This is a genomic window from Saccharothrix deserti (assembly GCF_009769385.1).
GTDB classification, from domain to species: domain Bacteria; phylum Actinomycetota; class Actinomycetes; order Mycobacteriales; family Pseudonocardiaceae; genus Actinosynnema; species Actinosynnema deserti.
The window spans coordinates 322,196-337,265 of record NZ_VKAB01000011.1 but is presented as its reverse complement, the minus strand read 5'-3'; the positions used below and the strand labels follow the sequence as shown (position 1 = coordinate 337,265).

General features: G+C 71.5%; 14 protein-coding genes. 8 read left to right on the top strand and 6 right to left on the bottom strand.

Annotation, left to right across the window (positions count from 1 at the left end):
• Positions 1-12: 12 nt before the first annotated feature.
• Both FM051_RS21130 and FM051_RS21125 read left to right on the top strand, forming a co-directional pair.
• Positions 13-1,299 carry an erythromycin esterase family protein gene (locus FM051_RS21130; protein WP_158845986.1) on the top strand — a complete coding sequence of 429 codons (1,287 nt, stop codon included), beginning with the start codon at positions 13-15 and terminating at the stop codon, positions 1,297-1,299.
• Between the two features lie 108 nt (positions 1,300-1,407).
• On the top strand, positions 1,408-1,821 hold the full coding sequence (locus FM051_RS21125) for a hypothetical protein (RefSeq protein WP_158845985.1): 414 nt from the start codon (positions 1,408-1,410) through the stop codon (positions 1,819-1,821).
• Positions 1,822-1,829: 8 nt separating this feature from the next.
• Here FM051_RS21125 and FM051_RS21120 read toward each other — a convergent pair whose 3' ends face one another.
• A complete protein-coding gene (locus FM051_RS21120; RefSeq protein ID WP_158845983.1) occupies positions 1,830-3,026 on the bottom strand; it encodes an MFS transporter in 1,197 nt (398 codons plus the stop codon).
• A 246-nt stretch (positions 3,027-3,272) separates the two neighbouring features.
• Here FM051_RS21120 and FM051_RS21115 point away from each other — a divergent pair, with 246 nt between their 5' ends.
• Together FM051_RS21115 and FM051_RS21110 are read left to right on the top strand one after the other, a co-directional pair.
• Positions 3,273-3,809 (top strand): hypothetical protein, encoded by a 537-nt coding sequence (locus tag FM051_RS21115; RefSeq protein WP_158845981.1) that lies wholly within the window; start codon positions 3,273-3,275, stop codon positions 3,807-3,809.
• 67 nt (positions 3,810-3,876) lie between these two features.
• The gene (locus FM051_RS21110; RefSeq protein ID WP_158845979.1) at positions 3,877-4,602 is read left to right on the top strand and encodes a DUF4328 domain-containing protein; all 726 of its coding nucleotides are present in this window, start codon (positions 3,877-3,879) and stop codon (positions 4,600-4,602) included.
• A 142-nt stretch (positions 4,603-4,744) separates the two neighbouring features.
• On the opposite strand, the gene FM051_RS21105 is transcribed toward FM051_RS21110, so the two are convergent.
• The 5 genes from FM051_RS21105 to FM051_RS21085 all read right to left on the bottom strand — a co-directional run bounded on the left by FM051_RS21105 (position 4,745) and on the right by FM051_RS21085 (position 9,781).
• Positions 4,745-5,440 carry a hypothetical protein gene (locus tag FM051_RS21105; RefSeq protein ID WP_158845977.1) on the bottom strand — a complete coding sequence of 232 codons (696 nt, stop codon included), beginning with the start codon at positions 5,438-5,440 and terminating at the stop codon, positions 4,745-4,747.
• Positions 5,359-5,763, bottom strand: coding sequence for a DnaB-like helicase C-terminal domain-containing protein (locus tag FM051_RS21100; RefSeq protein ID WP_158845975.1), 405 nt, complete (start codon positions 5,761-5,763; stop codon positions 5,359-5,361). Before FM051_RS21100 ends, FM051_RS21105 begins: the two co-directional genes overlap by 82 nt.
• Positions 5,764-5,992: 229 nt before the next feature.
• A complete protein-coding gene (locus FM051_RS21095) occupies positions 5,993-7,315 on the bottom strand; it encodes an amidohydrolase (RefSeq protein WP_158845973.1) in 1,323 nt (440 codons plus the stop codon).
• A 153-nt stretch (positions 7,316-7,468) separates the two neighbouring features.
• Positions 7,469-8,647 (bottom strand): AGE family epimerase/isomerase, encoded by a 1,179-nt coding sequence (locus tag FM051_RS21090; RefSeq protein ID WP_158845971.1) that lies wholly within the window; start codon positions 8,645-8,647, stop codon positions 7,469-7,471.
• 126 nt (positions 8,648-8,773) lie between these two features.
• Positions 8,774-9,781: a LacI family DNA-binding transcriptional regulator gene (locus FM051_RS21085; RefSeq protein WP_238412533.1), complete on the bottom strand. Its 1,008-nt coding sequence runs from the start codon at positions 9,779-9,781 to the stop codon at positions 8,774-8,776.
• A 256-nt stretch (positions 9,782-10,037) separates the two neighbouring features.
• Between FM051_RS21085 and FM051_RS21080 the strand changes: the two genes are divergently transcribed.
• Genes FM051_RS21080 through FM051_RS21065 form a run of 4 tightly spaced genes read left to right on the top strand, consistent with a single transcriptional unit; the run spans position 10,038 to position 15,036 of the window.
• Positions 10,038-11,339 (top strand): ABC transporter substrate-binding protein, encoded by a 1,302-nt coding sequence (locus FM051_RS21080; protein ID WP_158845967.1) that lies wholly within the window; start codon positions 10,038-10,040, stop codon positions 11,337-11,339.
• 2 nt (positions 11,340-11,341) lie between these two features.
• Positions 11,342-12,271: a carbohydrate ABC transporter permease gene (locus FM051_RS21075; protein ID WP_158845965.1), complete on the top strand. Its 930-nt coding sequence runs from the start codon at positions 11,342-11,344 to the stop codon at positions 12,269-12,271.
• A 29-nt stretch (positions 12,272-12,300) separates the two neighbouring features.
• Positions 12,301-13,116, top strand: coding sequence for a carbohydrate ABC transporter permease (locus FM051_RS21070; RefSeq protein ID WP_158845963.1), 816 nt, complete (start codon positions 12,301-12,303; stop codon positions 13,114-13,116).
• A 12-nt stretch (positions 13,117-13,128) separates the two neighbouring features.
• Positions 13,129-15,036 (top strand): glycoside hydrolase family 127 protein, encoded by a 1,908-nt coding sequence (locus FM051_RS21065; RefSeq protein WP_158845961.1) that lies wholly within the window; start codon positions 13,129-13,131, stop codon positions 15,034-15,036.
• Positions 15,037-15,070 lie beyond the last annotated feature (34 nt).

Below are 15,070 nucleotides of genomic sequence, written 5' to 3'. Positions count from 1 at the left end.
TCGGAGGGACCCATGAGCCGTTATGGGGACGAGGTCGCGGCGATGGCCGTGCCGCTGCACGACGCCGGCGACTTCGACATGCTGCTGGACCGCGTCGGCGACGCGCGGGTGGTGATGCTGGGCGAGGCCAGTCACGGGACGCACGAGTTCTACGGCCGCCGGGCGCAGCTGACCAGGAGGCTGATCGCGGAGAAGGGCTTCTCGTTCGTCGCGGTGGAGGGCGACTGGCCCGCCTGCGACCGGGTCGACGCCACCGTGCGCCGCCGGGCGGGCGCGCCCGAGGACCCGCGTGCCGCGCTGGCCGCGTTCGACCGGTGGCCGACGTGGATGTGGGCGAACGAGGAGGTCGTGGACTTCTGCCGGTGGCTGCGCCGGCACAACGCCGGGTTGCCCGAGCAGGAGCGGGTGGCGTTCCACGGCCTGGACGTCTACTCGCTGTGGGAATCGCTGCGGGAGATCCTGATCCACCTTCGTGAGCACGACCCGCAGGAGGTGCCCGCGGCGGTGGCCGCCTACCGGTGCTTCGAGCCGCACGGCACCGACCCGCAGGACTACGCGCTCTCCACCCGGTTCGTGCCCCAAGGCTGCGAGAACGAGGTGGTCGGCCTGCTGGTGCGGCTGCGGCGGCACGCGGCCTCGGACGGCGCCGGCCGGTTCGGGGCCTGGCAGAACGCCGAGGTCGTGGCCGGGGCCGAGCGCTACTACCGGTCCCTGCTCGGCGGCGGGCAGCCGTCGTGGAACGTCCGCGACCGGCACATGGACGACACCCTCGACCGGCTGCTCGACCACCACGGGCCGGGGTCGAAGGCGGTCGTGTGGGCGCACAACACCCACATCGGCGACGCGCGTGCCACCGACATGGCCGCTTCCGGACTGGTCAACACCGGTCAGCTCGCCCGCGAGCGGTACGGCCCCGACCAGGTCGTGCTGGTGGGCTTCGGCACCCATCGCGGCACGGTGGTGGCCGCCGAGGCGTGGGGCGCCGGGATGCGCGCGATGCCGGTGCCCCCGGCCCGGTCGGGATCGCTGGAGGACGCGTTGCACCACGCCGCGCCCGGCGAAGCCCTGTTCGTCTTCCCCCGCGGCGACCAACCGGACCTGCTCACCGACACCCTCCCCCACCGCGCGATCGGCGTCGTGTACCACCCGGAGCACGAGCGGTGGGGCAACTACGTGGAGACCGTCCTGGGCGAGCGCTACGACGCGTTCATCTGGGTGGACCAGACCACGGCTCTGCGCCCGCTGCACACCCGCGAGGTCGACGTCCTCGAACCCGAGACGTATCCGAGTGGTGTCTGAGCGTCATCGCCCGCCCGCCGCACCCGGTGGCTGACCTCGAAAAAACGAGAGGTTGATAACATCGTGTCACGGCAACCGAGTGCCGTCCGCTCGACGAGGATGGCACCCGTGACCAAGGCACAGAGAATCGCAGCGGCGTGGGCGAACCTGCCCGCACCGGAGTTGGCCGACCAGGTCCGCCTCCTGGTCAAGGCCCGGGACGCCGCGTCGCGCGGCGTCTGGTCGGCCGTGCGTGAAGACCCCGTGATCGCCGCACGCGTCCGCGGGGCGTTGGCGGGCTTGAAGGCCGAGTACCGCGGTCACCGCGACGAGGCCATGTGGCTGGTGTGGATCGCGCACGTGCAGCAGCAGTTGGCCGTGCCCGCCGCCGCACCCGCGCCCGTCGTGGAAGCCCCGGTCGAGGACGTCACGCCCGAGCCGGTCGCCGAGCAGTGGGCGCCCCGCCAGGAACCGGCGGCACCGCGTCCGCCCAGCGACGCCCCGCCCGTCCTCTTCCAGGAACCGCTCTCGTCCTCGAAGTAGCACCGCCGTCACGCCTGGTGGCCGCCGGCGCGCCCGCGTGCCGGCCCGCCGTCGTGGAGGGTGACGGCGAGGATCACGACGACCGCCGCCCCGACCGGGATCAGCGCCAGTCCGGTCCGCAGGCCGTAGGCGTCGCCGACCGCGCCGATCAACGGTGCGGCGGCGATCAGGGCCAGGCGGTCCACCGTGCCGATCAGGGTCAGCCCCAGGCCGGGTGGCAGGCCGGGTGCGGTGTCGGCGGCACGTGCGCTCGCCGGCACGAGCGTGGCGATGCCCAGGCCCACGATCCCGAACGCGATCACGGTCGTGACGGGTGCGGGGAAGATCAGGGCCACCGCCATGGCGAGACCCGCCGTGGTGGCACCGGTCCGCGCCACGGCGCGGTCACCGAAGCGCGTCACGGCGCGGTCGCCGAGTAGCCGGCCGATGGTCTGCGTCGCCTGGAGCGCGATGAACGCCGTGCCCGCCATCGCCGGACCGGCGCCCAGATCGCCGCGCAGGTACACCGCGCCCCACGTCGCGCCGACGTCCTCGATCACGTTGGCCATCGCGGCGACCACGCCGAGCAGCCCGACGCTCGCGATCAGCCGCAGCCGCACCCGTCCCACGCCGGCCACGGCTGTGGTGTCCGGGCCTCGGAGCAGGAAACGGGACGCGGCCAGGGCGAGGCCCGCGAACAGCACGGCCGCCGTCGCCAAGTGCCACGACACCGGTACGTGGAGGCCCGCGGCGGCGGCACCCGTGAGGCCGCCGACGACCGCGCCGATGCTCCACACGCCGTGCAGGGAGTTGAGGATCGACCGCCCGTACAGCCGTTCCACCCGCAGCCCTTGGGCGTTGGCGGCCACGTCCGCGATCGCGTCGAACGAGCCCGCGACGAACAAGGCGCACGCCAGCGCCCACCACGACGGCGCGACACCGATGAACACCAGGTTGGCCGCCAGCACGACGGACGCGGCGACCGCCGTGCGCGCCGATCCCCACCGGCCGACCAACACACCGGCGATCGTCCCGACCAGCAGTGCGCCCAGCGGGAACGCGGCCACCACGGACCCGAACCCCGCGTTCGACAACGCGAGCCCGGCCTTCAGCTCGGGGTAACGCGGCACCGCGTTGGCGAACACCCCGCCGTTGACGAAGAACAGGACGGCCACCGCGCCACGCGCCCGCCGGCTGGTGCGAGCGGGCGGCGGAGGGCGAGTCATGAGAGCCAAGCATCGAGCCCGGATGCCGCCGACGGAAGTGACGTGGAACACAGGAAAGCGGGCACACCGGCCGTCCAAAACGGACGCGCACGGCGCCGGAGTGGCCGTCGGGTGGACACGCGGTCACCGTGCGGTGCAAGAACTGCGCGGACAGCGGAACCGGAGGGTCCTGCGGCACGTCCCCCTGAACGGAGAGGGGGTTCGATGGTCGGACGTGTGTCGCGGTGGCGGTCTCCGTGGTGGCCCGTGATCGCAGCGGCGGTTCCGGTGTTGCTCACGCTGTGGGCGGTCAGCGCGCCCGGCGGGTACTTCGGGGTGGCGTTGTCCGTGTACGGGTGCTGGCTGGTGGTCGGTGTCGCGTGGCTGGTGGTGGGCGTTCTCGCGGTGCTCGCGCTGCCCCGGCCGCGGAAACCGCACGTGGGCAGGCTGTGGCCGTTCCTGCTGGTCCCGGCGCTGGTGGTGGTGACGTGGGCGGCGGTCCGCACGGAGGTGGTCCAAAGCGCGGTGTTCGAGGCGCACCGGTCCGGGTTGGAGGCCGTGGTCGCGGACGTGGCGGCGGAGCCGGACCACCGGCTCCTGGACCGCCAGGTCGGGTTGCACACGATCAGGACGGCGAAAGTCGACGCCGGCGGCTGCACGTTGCTCACCGTGAGCGACGCCGGGTTCCTCGATCCGACCGGGTACGCCTACTGCCCCGACCGGGTGCCGGTGGACGCGAACGGGGACGGCGTGATCTACGAACACATCGAGGGCCCCTGGTACGAATTCGCGGTCCGGTGGTGAGGCCGCGTCGGTTACGCTCCGCGCCGGTCGGGGGACCGTCTATGTGGGGGGACACGTGTTCCGTTCGGTGCGCGGGCTTGGGATCGCGTTTGTCGTGCTGGTGTCGCTGACGGCGTTGTCCGACGTGATCATGGCCGGGTGGGTGTGGCACCTGCGGGACGTGTTGCGCGACTACGTCGACGACCGGGTCGGTCAGGTCGAGTTCGACGGCACGATCGCGACGACCGAGCTGCTGGAGTTGGGCAACAGCGCGCTGTACGTGGGTGCCGGTGTGGTGTTCATCGTGTGGTTGTGGCGGGTCCGCTCGAACGCCGACCTGGTGGCACCCCACGAACACCACTACCGCAAGGGGTGGGCGATCTGGGGTTGGCTGCCGATCGTCAGCCTGTGGGTTCCACGCCGGTTGACGATCGATGTGTGGCGGATCAGCCGGCCCCGGCACGACTTGGGACGGTCGCCGTCGGAGGTCAACTGGTGGTGGGGACTGTTCCTCGCCTACCTGGTGGTCGACCGGATCGCGGACCGGATGATGACGCGCAGCGAGACCGTGGAGGAACTGGGCAACGGCGCGGCGATGGTGGTCGTGGCGGCCGTGCTCTCGGTGCCCGCCGCGGTGTTCGCGGTGATGGTCGTGCAGCGGATCGGCGCGTGGCAGTCCGTGCCGGGCTTCGTCACGCCGGCGGAGGTCTTGTCGCCGACGTCCGCCGGGTTGGCTCCCGTCGACCTGCCGGGGCAGCCCGCTCCGCAGATCGCTCCGCCTGGTGACGATCCTCGGTGGCAGCGCCCGGAGTAGTGCCTGGGCGGTCCACTCAGGACTTCCCGCGCGAACCGCCGCCGACCCCGCCAAACCGCCGCCAGGCGGTGGTGTGCGGGCTCGGCGGCGGTTCGTGCCTACTCCGCACCCGAACCGAGTCGGGTGTCCGCCCAGGCGAGCCCTAGGCGGCGTCGGTTCCGGCCTGGCGCACCCGTCGGGCGGGCAGGTGCTGCTGCTCTTCCACCGCGAGCACCCGCGCGTACTCCCGGAGCAGACCCCGCACCTCGTACCGGTCACCGCCGAGCCGCACCACCAGGTGCCCGTCCGCCAAACGGCGCAACGCCACCCGCACGGCGCCGATCGTCATCTCCGCGGCCGCCGCCACGACCGGCGCGGCCAGGTCCCGCGCCGGCAACGTCCCGAGCAGCCGGAACAACCGCCGCTCGACGTCACCGAGAACGTCGTACGAGTACCCGAACGAGATGTCCAACCGAGCCCGCGGATCGCCGTGCACACCCAGCGCCGCCAGCAGCCCGTCGGCACACATCTCGGCGACCAGATCCGCGGTCGGTGTCCGCGCTCCCTGATCGAGCGCGCCGGCCGCGATCCGCAACGCCAACGGCAGCCCGTCGCACAGATCGGCCAACACACCGGCCGCCGTCAGCTCGTCGGCCACCGCCCGCTCCCCCGCCGACTGCGCGAGCACCCGCAACGCATGCCCGCGGTCGAGTGACGGCACCGCGTCCGCCGGCACGCCCAGCCCGACCAGCAGGTGTGCCAACGCGGCACCCGCGCTCAACGGCTCCCCCGGACCGTGCCCGCGCAGGTCGACGTACAGCTGGCCGTCGGGAACCGGGTCGTGGCCCGATGCGCCCACTGGACCGCCAACGCGGTCTTACCCACCCCCGGCCCGCCGGTGACCACGACCAGCCCGCACTCCGAACCGCTGGTCGCCGCGTCCAACTCGGCCAGTTCACGGCACCGCCCGACCATGCCCGCGACACCCGGCGGGAGCTGACGCGGCGGGACCGGCAGGCACAACCCGGTGGCGGCCGTGCTCGCGACCGGCACCGACGCGCCAGGCGCGGCGATCCGCGCCCGTGCCGCCAACCACACGGCCACCTCCGCGTCGTCACCGCCGCACGCCCGGACGTAGGTGGACACCAGACCGACCCCCGGAAGAGTGGCGCGACGCAACATCGTGGCCACCGTGCTGGGCGGCAACGACTCTCCGCACCTACGCGCCCGCCGGTCCAGCTGTCTGAAGGACAGCCCGGCGACTTCCCTGCGGCGTCTCAACAACTGCACGTAATCGGTGCTGCTCCGGGCACTGATCGGATCGACTGCCGTCACGACCTTCCCCCCAGTTCACGCCACCCCGCCGTCCCCGGCGGGACCTCGACCGACGCGACACAGGAGAAGACCCGGTTCAGACAACCCGCTGAACGGCCGCTGAACAGGCAGGCGGCTCAGCCTCGGGTCCACCGGACGCAGTCAACGCGGTGAGCGCCGTGTGGACCATGGTGCGCACGCCGATCGGCAGCGCCCGTTCGTCCACGTGGAGTGTCGCCTGGTGCAGATCCCCCTGCGGCCCTTCACCCGACCAGGTGCCCAACCGCGCGTACGAACCGGGCACGTGCTCCAGGTACCAGCCGAAGTCCTCACCGCCGCAGGACTGCGTGGTCGGCACGACCGCCTGCGGCCCGAGCGCGGCGGCGACCGCGGTCTGGAGCACGACCGTGCTGTCGAGGTCGTTGTCCACAACCGGAACAGCGCGGACGTGCTCCAGTTCGAACCGCACCCCGGTCGGCCGCAGCAACCAGCCGACGATCTCCTCCACCAGGTCGGTCAACTGGGCGTTCACCAGCGGATCACCGGTGCGCAGGGTGCCGCGGAGCACGCCCTCGCGCAGCGTGCCGCAGGGCGTCTCCGGCGCGTCCATCAGCCCCCACGCCAGCACCGTGCCCGCACGGGCGTCGACGCGGCGGGCCAGCATCGCGGGCAGCCCGGTCGCCACCACACCGAGCGCGTGCACCACGTCGGAGCTGAGTTCGTCGCGCCCGCCGGCCCCGGACGCCGCCACCCGCAGCTCGAGCAGGTCGCACGCCGACGTGACGGGCCCGACCTTCGTGCCGATCCGGCCCACTTCGATCTTCGGGTCGCAGTGCAGCCCGAAGATCCGCTCCACACCGTCCAGCCCACCGGCCGCGATCACGTCGTGCGCGCCGCCCGGCTCCTCCTCGGCGGGCTGGAACAGCAAACGCACCCGGCCCGGCAGTTCGGGCGCCGAGGCCAACGCCGCCGCCGCGCCGAGCAGGATCGCGGTGTGCACGTCGTGGCCGCACGCGTGCGAGACACCGGGGACCCGCGACGAGAACGACAGGCCGGTGTTCTCGGTGACGGCCAGCGCGTCGATGTCGGCGCGCAGGGCGACACACCGCGGCCCGCTGCCGACGTCGCAGATGACACCGGTCCCGATCGGCAGCACGCGTGGTTCGAGGCCGAGCGAGCGCAGGATGCCGACGACCGTCTCCGTGGTGCGGAATTCCTCGCGCATCAGCTCGGGGTACGCGTGCAGGGTCCGCCGCCACGACATGACGCGGGTGAGGTTGGCGTCGAGCCAGTCGTCCAGCCACCGCGGTCCGCGACCGGCGCCGGTATCGGCGACCGGCACCATGTCCTCGGCTGCCGAGCCGAGCGGGACATCGGTGTCCGCCGAGGGCGGCAACACCTCGCTCGCAACAGAGTTCATCGTGGCTTGCCGTTCGTGCCAGGGCGTCAGCCCACCTCGGGTGCGACACACGCGTGCCGAGGCACATCCTTGCCCACCACAGGTCGAAGATCCAACGGGGAGAGGAGCTTCCGCCCGTTCGGGTGGCGCGGGCCGGCACCGATCACGAGGCGCCTACGCGCGGGAAGTCGCGGCGAGGCGCTCGACCATCTGGAGGCAGAGGCGTCCGTTGTGGTAGCAGCATTTCCACATCCCGGCCACCTCCTTCGGGAGCGGTGTGTTGTCCGGATCCCTGGCGTAGAGCCATTCCCCGGTCGGGCGCGGGTCGATCACGCTGGTGGTGATGTAGTCCCAGGTGCCGCGCGCCAGCGTGTGGAACGCCCGGTCGCCGGTGCGCTCGTGCGCGTTGAGGAACCCCACGACCGCCTCCGCCTGGACCCACCAGACGCGTGTCGCGTCGAGCCGCCCCGACACCGTCTCGTTGGCCACCGCGCCGTCGGCGAGCACCGCCCGTTCGGCCGTGTTCGCGGCCAGGCCGACGACCATGTCCGGCAGGTCCGCGCCGATCTCCCGGCACGCCTCGTCGATCAGCCAGCTCGCCTCGATGTCGTGACCGAAGGACATCACGTCGCCCAGCTCGCGCCAGTCCGGGTCGAGGAAGACGCGCAGCGAACGGCGGTGTGGGTCGTAGAGCCGTTCGCGGAAGGTGTCGAGCAGTGCCGTGATGCGACCCGCGACGGCCGGTGAGGGCGCGACGGCGTGGTAGGCGGTCAACGCCTCCAGGACGTGCAGGTGGGTGTTCATGGTGATGTCGGCGAGGTAGGCCTCGCCGAGCAGGACGTTCGGCTTCACCACCCAGGCGCGGTCGAACTGCTCGCGGTACGCGCCCGTCGCCGGGTCGAAGCCGATGCCGGTCACGACGTCGTACACCTCGGTCGCCCTGGCCAACGCCCCGTCGTCGCCGGTGGCGCGGTGGTACTCGCTGAACGCGTAGAGCGCGAACGCCTGGGCGTAGACGTGCTTGTCGGTGTCCGCCGGGGCTCCGGTGTGGTCGACCGACCAGAACACCCCGCCGTGCTCGTCGTCCACGAGGCGCCCGGTCACGAACCGGTACATGTCCCGCGCGGCGGCCAGGTACGAGAGGTCGCCGAAGTGCCGGTAGGCGGCGGAGAAGGTCCACAGGAACCGGCACGCCTGCACCGCGCCCTTGTCCGCCTTGCGGTCGACCACGAGGTCCGCGTCGACGTGCCCGTGGATGCCGCCGTGCTCGCGGTCCGCCAGGCCCAGCCAGAACGGCAGGACGCGGTGGCGCAGCTCGGTTTCCGCCGCCCGGCGCAGCTCGTCGTCGATCATCGCCGCTCAACCGGTTCAGCGCTGTCGGTCATGACGTCGGAGGTTATCCGCGGCAGTGGGCGCCGGCCAGCGCGTTCGAGGGGAATCCGAAGGTCGGGGCAAGGACGCCCGCTCGCTCGCGTGGCCCTAGACCTGCTCGACCCGGGTGGACCCGGGCAGGACCGACACGGCGGTGGACTCGCGGAGCACGAGCCGGCACGGGCTGACGTGCCTGCCGGGCGCGGGTTCGCCGTTGATGGCCGCCAACAACAGGTCCGCCGCCGTCCGCCCGAGCCCTTCCAGCTCCATGTCGATGCTGGTCAACGGCGGCTGGCAGGCCAGCGCCATGACGTCCCAGTTGTCGAAGCCGACCAGGGCGACGTCGTCGGGCACCCGCCGGCCCGCCGCCCGCAACGCGTCCGCCACACCACGCGCTATCTGGTCGCTGCCGCAGAACACCGCGTCGAACTCCTCGCCCGCGCCGAGCAGGATGCCGGTCGCCTGCCTGCCCCAGGCCTCGCTCCACTCGCCGAACAGCGGAGCGCCGACCAGGTCCAGCCCGGACTCGGCCAGCCGCTCGACGGCGGCCGACGCGCGCACGGCCGCCGAATGGTGGTGCTCGGGGCCGGTGACGTGGGCGATCCGCCGCCGTCCCAGTGCCAGCAGGTGGTCGACGGCCTTGCGCGCGCCGCCCGCCTCGTCCGGCACCACCGAGCAGTCGTTCGGGTCGGTGGAGCTGATGAACGCGTAGACCACCGGCACGGGCAGGTCGACGCCGATGGGCGCGCGGGCCTGGGTGCGGCGCCCGGTGACGATGATGCCGTCGACCCGGCGGCTGAGCAGGGTGCGCAGGTAGTACTGCTCGCGGATCGGGTCGTCGCGCGCGTCGCAGAGGAAGACCGACATGCGACCGGCGCCGAGGGAGTCCTCCGCGCCGGTCATCAGCGGGATGCTGAACCGGCCGATGGTGTCGGTGGTGATCATGCCGACGGTGTAGGTACGGCCCGAGTTGAGCGTGAGGGCGGCGGTGTTCGGCTGGAAACCGAGCTCGTCGGCGGCGGACCGGACCCGCCGCCGGGTCTCCTCGCGCAGCGAGCCGCGGCCGTTGAGCGCCTTGGACGCCGTGCCGACCGAGACGCCCGCCAACCGGGCCACGTCGCTGATGGTGGCCGGACGGCCCAGCGTTCCACGACCCGACGATCCGGCGTTTTCCGACGTTTTCCTCGGCGGCATGGGACGAAGGTTACCCCGGCCTACCCAGACAGCTGAGTCGAACGACGAAATAGCACGTCACAGGCTCGAAACCTAGTCTTGACACAGGGTGAACACGTACCTAGGTTCTCAAGGCAACCGGTTTCCTAATTTTCCGTGCGATGAAGCCGGCGCCGACCACGCACGAGGAGACAGCCAGATGAGTCCACTCCCCCCGACCCGGGCACGCCGGAGGCTCGCCACCGCCGCGGCGGCGCTGCTGCTCCTCTCCGCGTGCCAGAGCGCCCCGCCGGCCTCGTCGGCGAACGACACCACCTCCGTGGACGACGGCACCACGCTCACCATGTGGACCCGGTCGCCGACGGCCACGTTCAGCCAGACCCTGGTCGACGCCTACAACGCGAGCCACAAGAACAAGGTGGAGCTGACCGTCTTCCCGGCCGACTCCTACCAGCAGAAGGTCGGCACGGCGGCCGGTGCGAAGCAGCTGCCGGACATCCTCGCCGCCGACGTGGTGTACGCGCCGAACTACGCCTCCAAGGGCGTGTACCTCGACCTGTCGGCGAGGGTCGACACGCTGCCGTTCAAGGACAAGCTCGCGCCGGCGCACGTGGAGGCCGCGACGCACGACGGCAAGGTCTACGGGGTGCCGCACGACATCGACCTGTCCGCGGTGTTCTACAACAAGGTCCTCTTCAGCCGGGCCGGGCTCGACCCGGAGAACCCGCCGACCACGCTGGAAGGGCTGTACGAGGCGGCGAAGAAGATCGACGCGCTCGGTGACGTCGACGGCTACTTCTACGGCGGCGCGTGCCCCGGCTGCATGTTGTTCACCACCTGGCCGATGATCTGGGCCTCCGGTGACACCGTCCTCGACCAAGAGGGCACCGCCTCGACCCTCGACAACGGCTCCGCCACCGACGTCTACGCGACGATGCGCCGGATGTACGCCGAGGGCATCGTGCCGACGTCGGCGAAGAACGAGTCCGGTCCGACGTGGACCCAGCTGTTCAGCGAGGGCAAGATCGGCATCCAGCCGATGGGCGCCACCGCGTTGCAGGGCATGAAGGAAGGCGCGGGCCTCCAGATCGGTGTCGCGCCGATCCCCGGCCCGAAGGGCGGCCGGTCGTCGTTCGTCGGCGGTGACGTGCTCGGCATCAGCTCCAACTCGACGAAGGCCGCGGCGGCGTGGGACTTCATCTCCTGGACGCTCTCCGAGTCGGCCCAGGTCGAGGTCCTGGCGAAGAACAAGAACATCACCGTGCGCAGCGACCTCGCCGAGAACACCTACGCCAAGCAGGACAACCGGTTGCGGGTCTTCAACCTGCTCGCGGGTGAGGGCCAGACGCCGATCTCGGTGAACTTCGGCAAGACGTTCAACGACACCAACGGCCCGTGGACGGCCGCGGTCACCGACGCGCTGTTCGGCTCGCGGGACGTCGGCGAGACGTTGAAGCAGCACAACGGCACCATCACCGAGTCCCTGGCGAGCGGCGGCTGACGATGGCGACCGTCACCCGCACCCGACCGCCGACGTCGACCCGACCGACACCGCCGGACCGCCGACGCCGCGCCACCATCGCCGGTGCGCGGCGCAGGCTGGGCATCCTCTACGCGAGCCCGATGGCACTGCTGGTGGTGGTCCTGTTCGTCATCCCGCTGGTGCTGATGGTGTGGATGTCGTTCAACCACTGGCCGCTGCTGGGCGCGTCGGCCCCGAACGGGGTGGAGAACTACAGCGCCCTGCAGGACCCGTTGTTCCTGCGGGCGATCGTGTTCACCCTGAAGTACACGGCCGTCACGACGGTGGTGCTCGGTCTCGTCGCGTTCGGACTCGCCCTGCTGGTGCAGGAGAGCCGGCCGGGCGTGGGTGTGTACCGGACCGCGTTGTTCCTGCCGAGCGTGGTCGGGCTCGCGTCCACCAGCCTGCTGTTCTACGGGCTGTTCAACACCGAGGCGTCACCGTTGAACGAGCTGGTCCGGTTCCTCGGGCTCGGCTCGGTCGACTGGCTCGGCTCGACGGACAACGCGCTCGCGTCGACGGTCGGGATGATCACCTGGCGGTTCGCCGGTTTCTACATGCTCATCCTGATGACCGGACTGCAGAGCATCGACCCGATGCTCTACGAGGCGGCCCGCGCCGACGGTGCGAACCGGTGGCAGATCCTGTGGCGGGTGACGCTGCCGCTGCTGCGGCCGACGCTCGCGCTGACCATGGTGCTGTCGTTGACCGGCTCGCTGCTGGCCTTCGACCAGTTCTTCATCCTCACCGGCGGCAGGCACGAGACCGCCACCGTGGTCATCAGCGTCTACCGCGAGGCGTTCCTGTCCCAGGACCTCGGCCGGGCCGCCGCCGTGTCCGTCGCGATCCTCGCCGTCCTCATCCTGGTCAACGGCGCGCAGCTGCGGTTGCTGCGCCGTGGCGGCCGCTGATCGCTTCCACCGCAAGGAGATTGGGCGCCATGTCCCGCGCGCGCACCGCCGGTTTCCACGTCACGGGCTCCGCTCTGGCCGTGCTCTTCCTGCTGCCGATGCTGTGGACCCTCTACTCGTCGGTCAACAGCAGGCGGGCCGCCGGCGGCGAGCCGGGCTGGGGTGTGGACAACTACGAGCGGCTGGCCGACTACGGCAGCGGGGTGGGCACGTACCTGCTCAACACGGTCGTGGTCGCGGTGGTCGCGGTCGTGGTCACCGTCGTCACGACCACCCTGGGAGGGTACGCGCTGGCGCGGCTGAGGTTCCCCGGCCACAACCTGCTGTTCCTGGTCACGCTGGCGATCCTGATGGTGCCGTACACCACGATCCTGGTCCCGCTCTACATCCTGCTCGGCTGGATCGGCCTGCAGAACTCGCTGATCGGCCTGGGGCTGGTGCTGGCGATGTTCCAGCTGCCGTTCGGGCTGTTCATGATGCGCAGTTCGTTCGAGGCGCTGCCGCGCGAGTTGGAGGAGGCGGCGCTCATCGACGGCTGCACGCCGGGCAGCGCGTTGTGGCGGGTCCTGCTGCGCGGTGTGCTCCCCGGCATCGTCACGGTCGGCCTGTTCTCCTTCCTCGCGGCGTGGAACGAGTTCGTCGCGCCGCTGATCTTCCTGACCGACGGCTCGAAGTTCACGCTTCCGGTCGCGTTGTTCAACCTCCAGTCCGGCAGCCTCGGGTCGGTCGACTTCGAGGCGCTGCAAGCGGGTGTGGTCACGTCGGCGCTGCCGTGCGTCGTCGTGTTCCTCCTGCTGCAACGGCATTACGTACGCGGTTTCACCTCGGGCGCCCTCAAGGGCTGAGAAGGAATCTCCATGACTGACCTGCACCAAGGCCCCGTCCAGCCGACCCCGACCGCGAAAACCACCCTGCTCCCGGTCCCGCTCGACGGCGTGGCCTTCGCGCCGGACGGCTTCTTCGGCGGGTGGCAGCGGCGCAACGCCACCGGCACCCTGCCGCACTGCATCGACCAACTGGGCACCCACGGCGCGCTGGACAACCTGCGGCTGGTCACCGGCGAGAAGACCGGCGAATTCCGCAACTTCTGGTTCGCCGACTCCGACGTCCACAAGACGCTCGAAGCCGCCGCCTGGCAGCTCACCTCCGACCCGAACGACGAACGGCTGCTCGCGTTCGTCGACACGACCGCCGCGCTGCTGGCGAAGGCGCAGGGCGACGACGGCTACCTCAACTCGTACTACACCGTGGTGAAGCCCGAACTCCGCTGGCAGGAACTGCACTACAGCCACGAGATGTACTGCGCTGGCCACCTCATCCAGGCGGCCGTCGCCGCCGCACGCGCCGGGGTCGGCGCGGAGTTGGTCGCGGTCGCCCGCCGCGTGGCCGACCTGCTGGTCGACCACTTCGGCGCGCCCGACGGCCCCACCCCGCTCGACGGGCACCCCGGCGTGGAGACCGCCCTGGTGGAGCTGTACCGGGTGACCGGGCACCGGCCCTACCTCGACCTGGCCCGACGCATGGTCGACGTGCGCGGCAACGGTCTGCTCGACGGCGCGCACTTCGGCCACGCCTACCTCCAGGACCACGTGCCGGTGCGCGACGCCGACGCGGTGGCAGGCCACGTCGTGCGGCAGCTGTACCTGCTGGCCGGGGTCGTCGACGTCGCCGTGGAGACCGGCGACGACGAGCTGTTCGACGCCGCCCGCCGGTTGTGGGAGGACGCGTTCGGCAGCAAGACCTACATCACCGGCGCGCAGGGGTCACGTCACCGCGACGAGGCGTTCGGCGACCCGTACGAGCTGCCGGCGGACCGGGCGTACGGCGAGACGTGCGCAGCGATCGCCAGTGTCCAGTGGAACTGGCGGATGCTGCTGGCTACCGGTGAAGCCCGCTACGCCGACGAGATGGAGCGCGCGCTCTACAACGCGGTGGCGGGCTCGACATCGTTGGACGGGAAGCACTTCTTCTACTCCAACCCCCTGCACCTGCGCACCGGCCACGACGGCTCCGACGAGGACGCGCCGTCGCAACGCCTGCCCTGGTACAGGTGCGCGTGCTGCCCGCCGAACCTGGCCCGCCTCGTCGCCTCCCTGCACGGCTACACCGCCACCACGGACGACAGCGGGCTCCAGGTCCACCTGTACTCGGCGGGCACCGTGCGCGCCGAGGTGGACGGCGCCGCCGTCGAGGTCGTCACGCGCACCGAGTACCCGTGGGACGGGCGGGTGGAGTTGACGGTGACGGGTTCGGCGCCGTTCACGCTCGCCCTGCGCGTGCCCGGCTGGTGCGCCGAACCGTCCGTGCTGGTCGACGGCGTGCCGGTCGACGTGACACCGGACGGCGGGTACGTGCGGCTGCACCGGGACTGGTCGGCCGGTGTCACCGTCACGCTCGACCTGGCGATGCCGGTCCGCGTGGTCACCGCCCACCCGCGCGTCGACGCCGTCCGCGGCTGCGTCGCGCTGGCCCGCGGCCCGCTCGTCTACTGCGTGGAGCAGGCCGATCTGCCCGCCGACGTGGTGCTGGAGGACGTGCGGATCGACCCGGCCGCCGCCGTCGTCGAGACCGACCTGCCCGCCGTCCCGGTGACGTTGACCGCTCACGGCACGGTCGTGCCGCCCGGCGGTGACGACCTGTACCGGACCGACATGCCCGAGCACGACGCCACACCGCTCAGCCTCACCGCGATCCCGTACTTCCTGTGGGGCAACCGGGCCCCCGGTCCGATGCGGGTCTGGATCCCGACCGCCACCACCGGATGACACGCCGCCACCCTCCCCACCCCATCCCCTGAAC

What these genes read in the sequence shown, in the direction of transcription:
- FM051_RS21130 (WP_158845986.1), top strand. Translation starts at nt 13, where the DNA reads ATGAGCCGTTATGGGGACGAGGTCGCGGCGATGGCCGTGCCGCTGCAC.
- FM051_RS21120 (WP_158845983.1), bottom strand. Translation starts at nt 3,026, where the DNA reads ATGACTCGCCCTCCGCCGCCCGCTCGCACCAGCCGGCGGGCGCGTGGC.
- FM051_RS21100 (WP_158845975.1), bottom strand. Translation starts at nt 5,763, where the DNA reads ATGTTGCGTCGCGCCACTCTTCCGGGGGTCGGTCTGGTGTCCACCTAC.
- FM051_RS21095 (WP_158845973.1), bottom strand. Translation starts at nt 7,315, where the DNA reads ATGAACTCTGTTGCGAGCGAGGTGTTGCCGCCCTCGGCGGACACCGAT.
- FM051_RS21090 (WP_158845971.1), bottom strand. Translation starts at nt 8,647, where the DNA reads ATGATCGACGACGAGCTGCGCCGGGCGGCGGAAACCGAGCTGCGCCAC.
- FM051_RS21080 (WP_158845967.1), top strand. Translation starts at nt 10,038, where the DNA reads ATGAGTCCACTCCCCCCGACCCGGGCACGCCGGAGGCTCGCCACCGCC.
- FM051_RS21075 (WP_158845965.1), top strand. Translation starts at nt 11,342, where the DNA reads ATGGCGACCGTCACCCGCACCCGACCGCCGACGTCGACCCGACCGACA.
- FM051_RS21070 (WP_158845963.1), top strand. Translation starts at nt 12,301, where the DNA reads ATGTCCCGCGCGCGCACCGCCGGTTTCCACGTCACGGGCTCCGCTCTG.
- FM051_RS21065 (WP_158845961.1), top strand. Translation starts at nt 13,129, where the DNA reads ATGACTGACCTGCACCAAGGCCCCGTCCAGCCGACCCCGACCGCGAAA.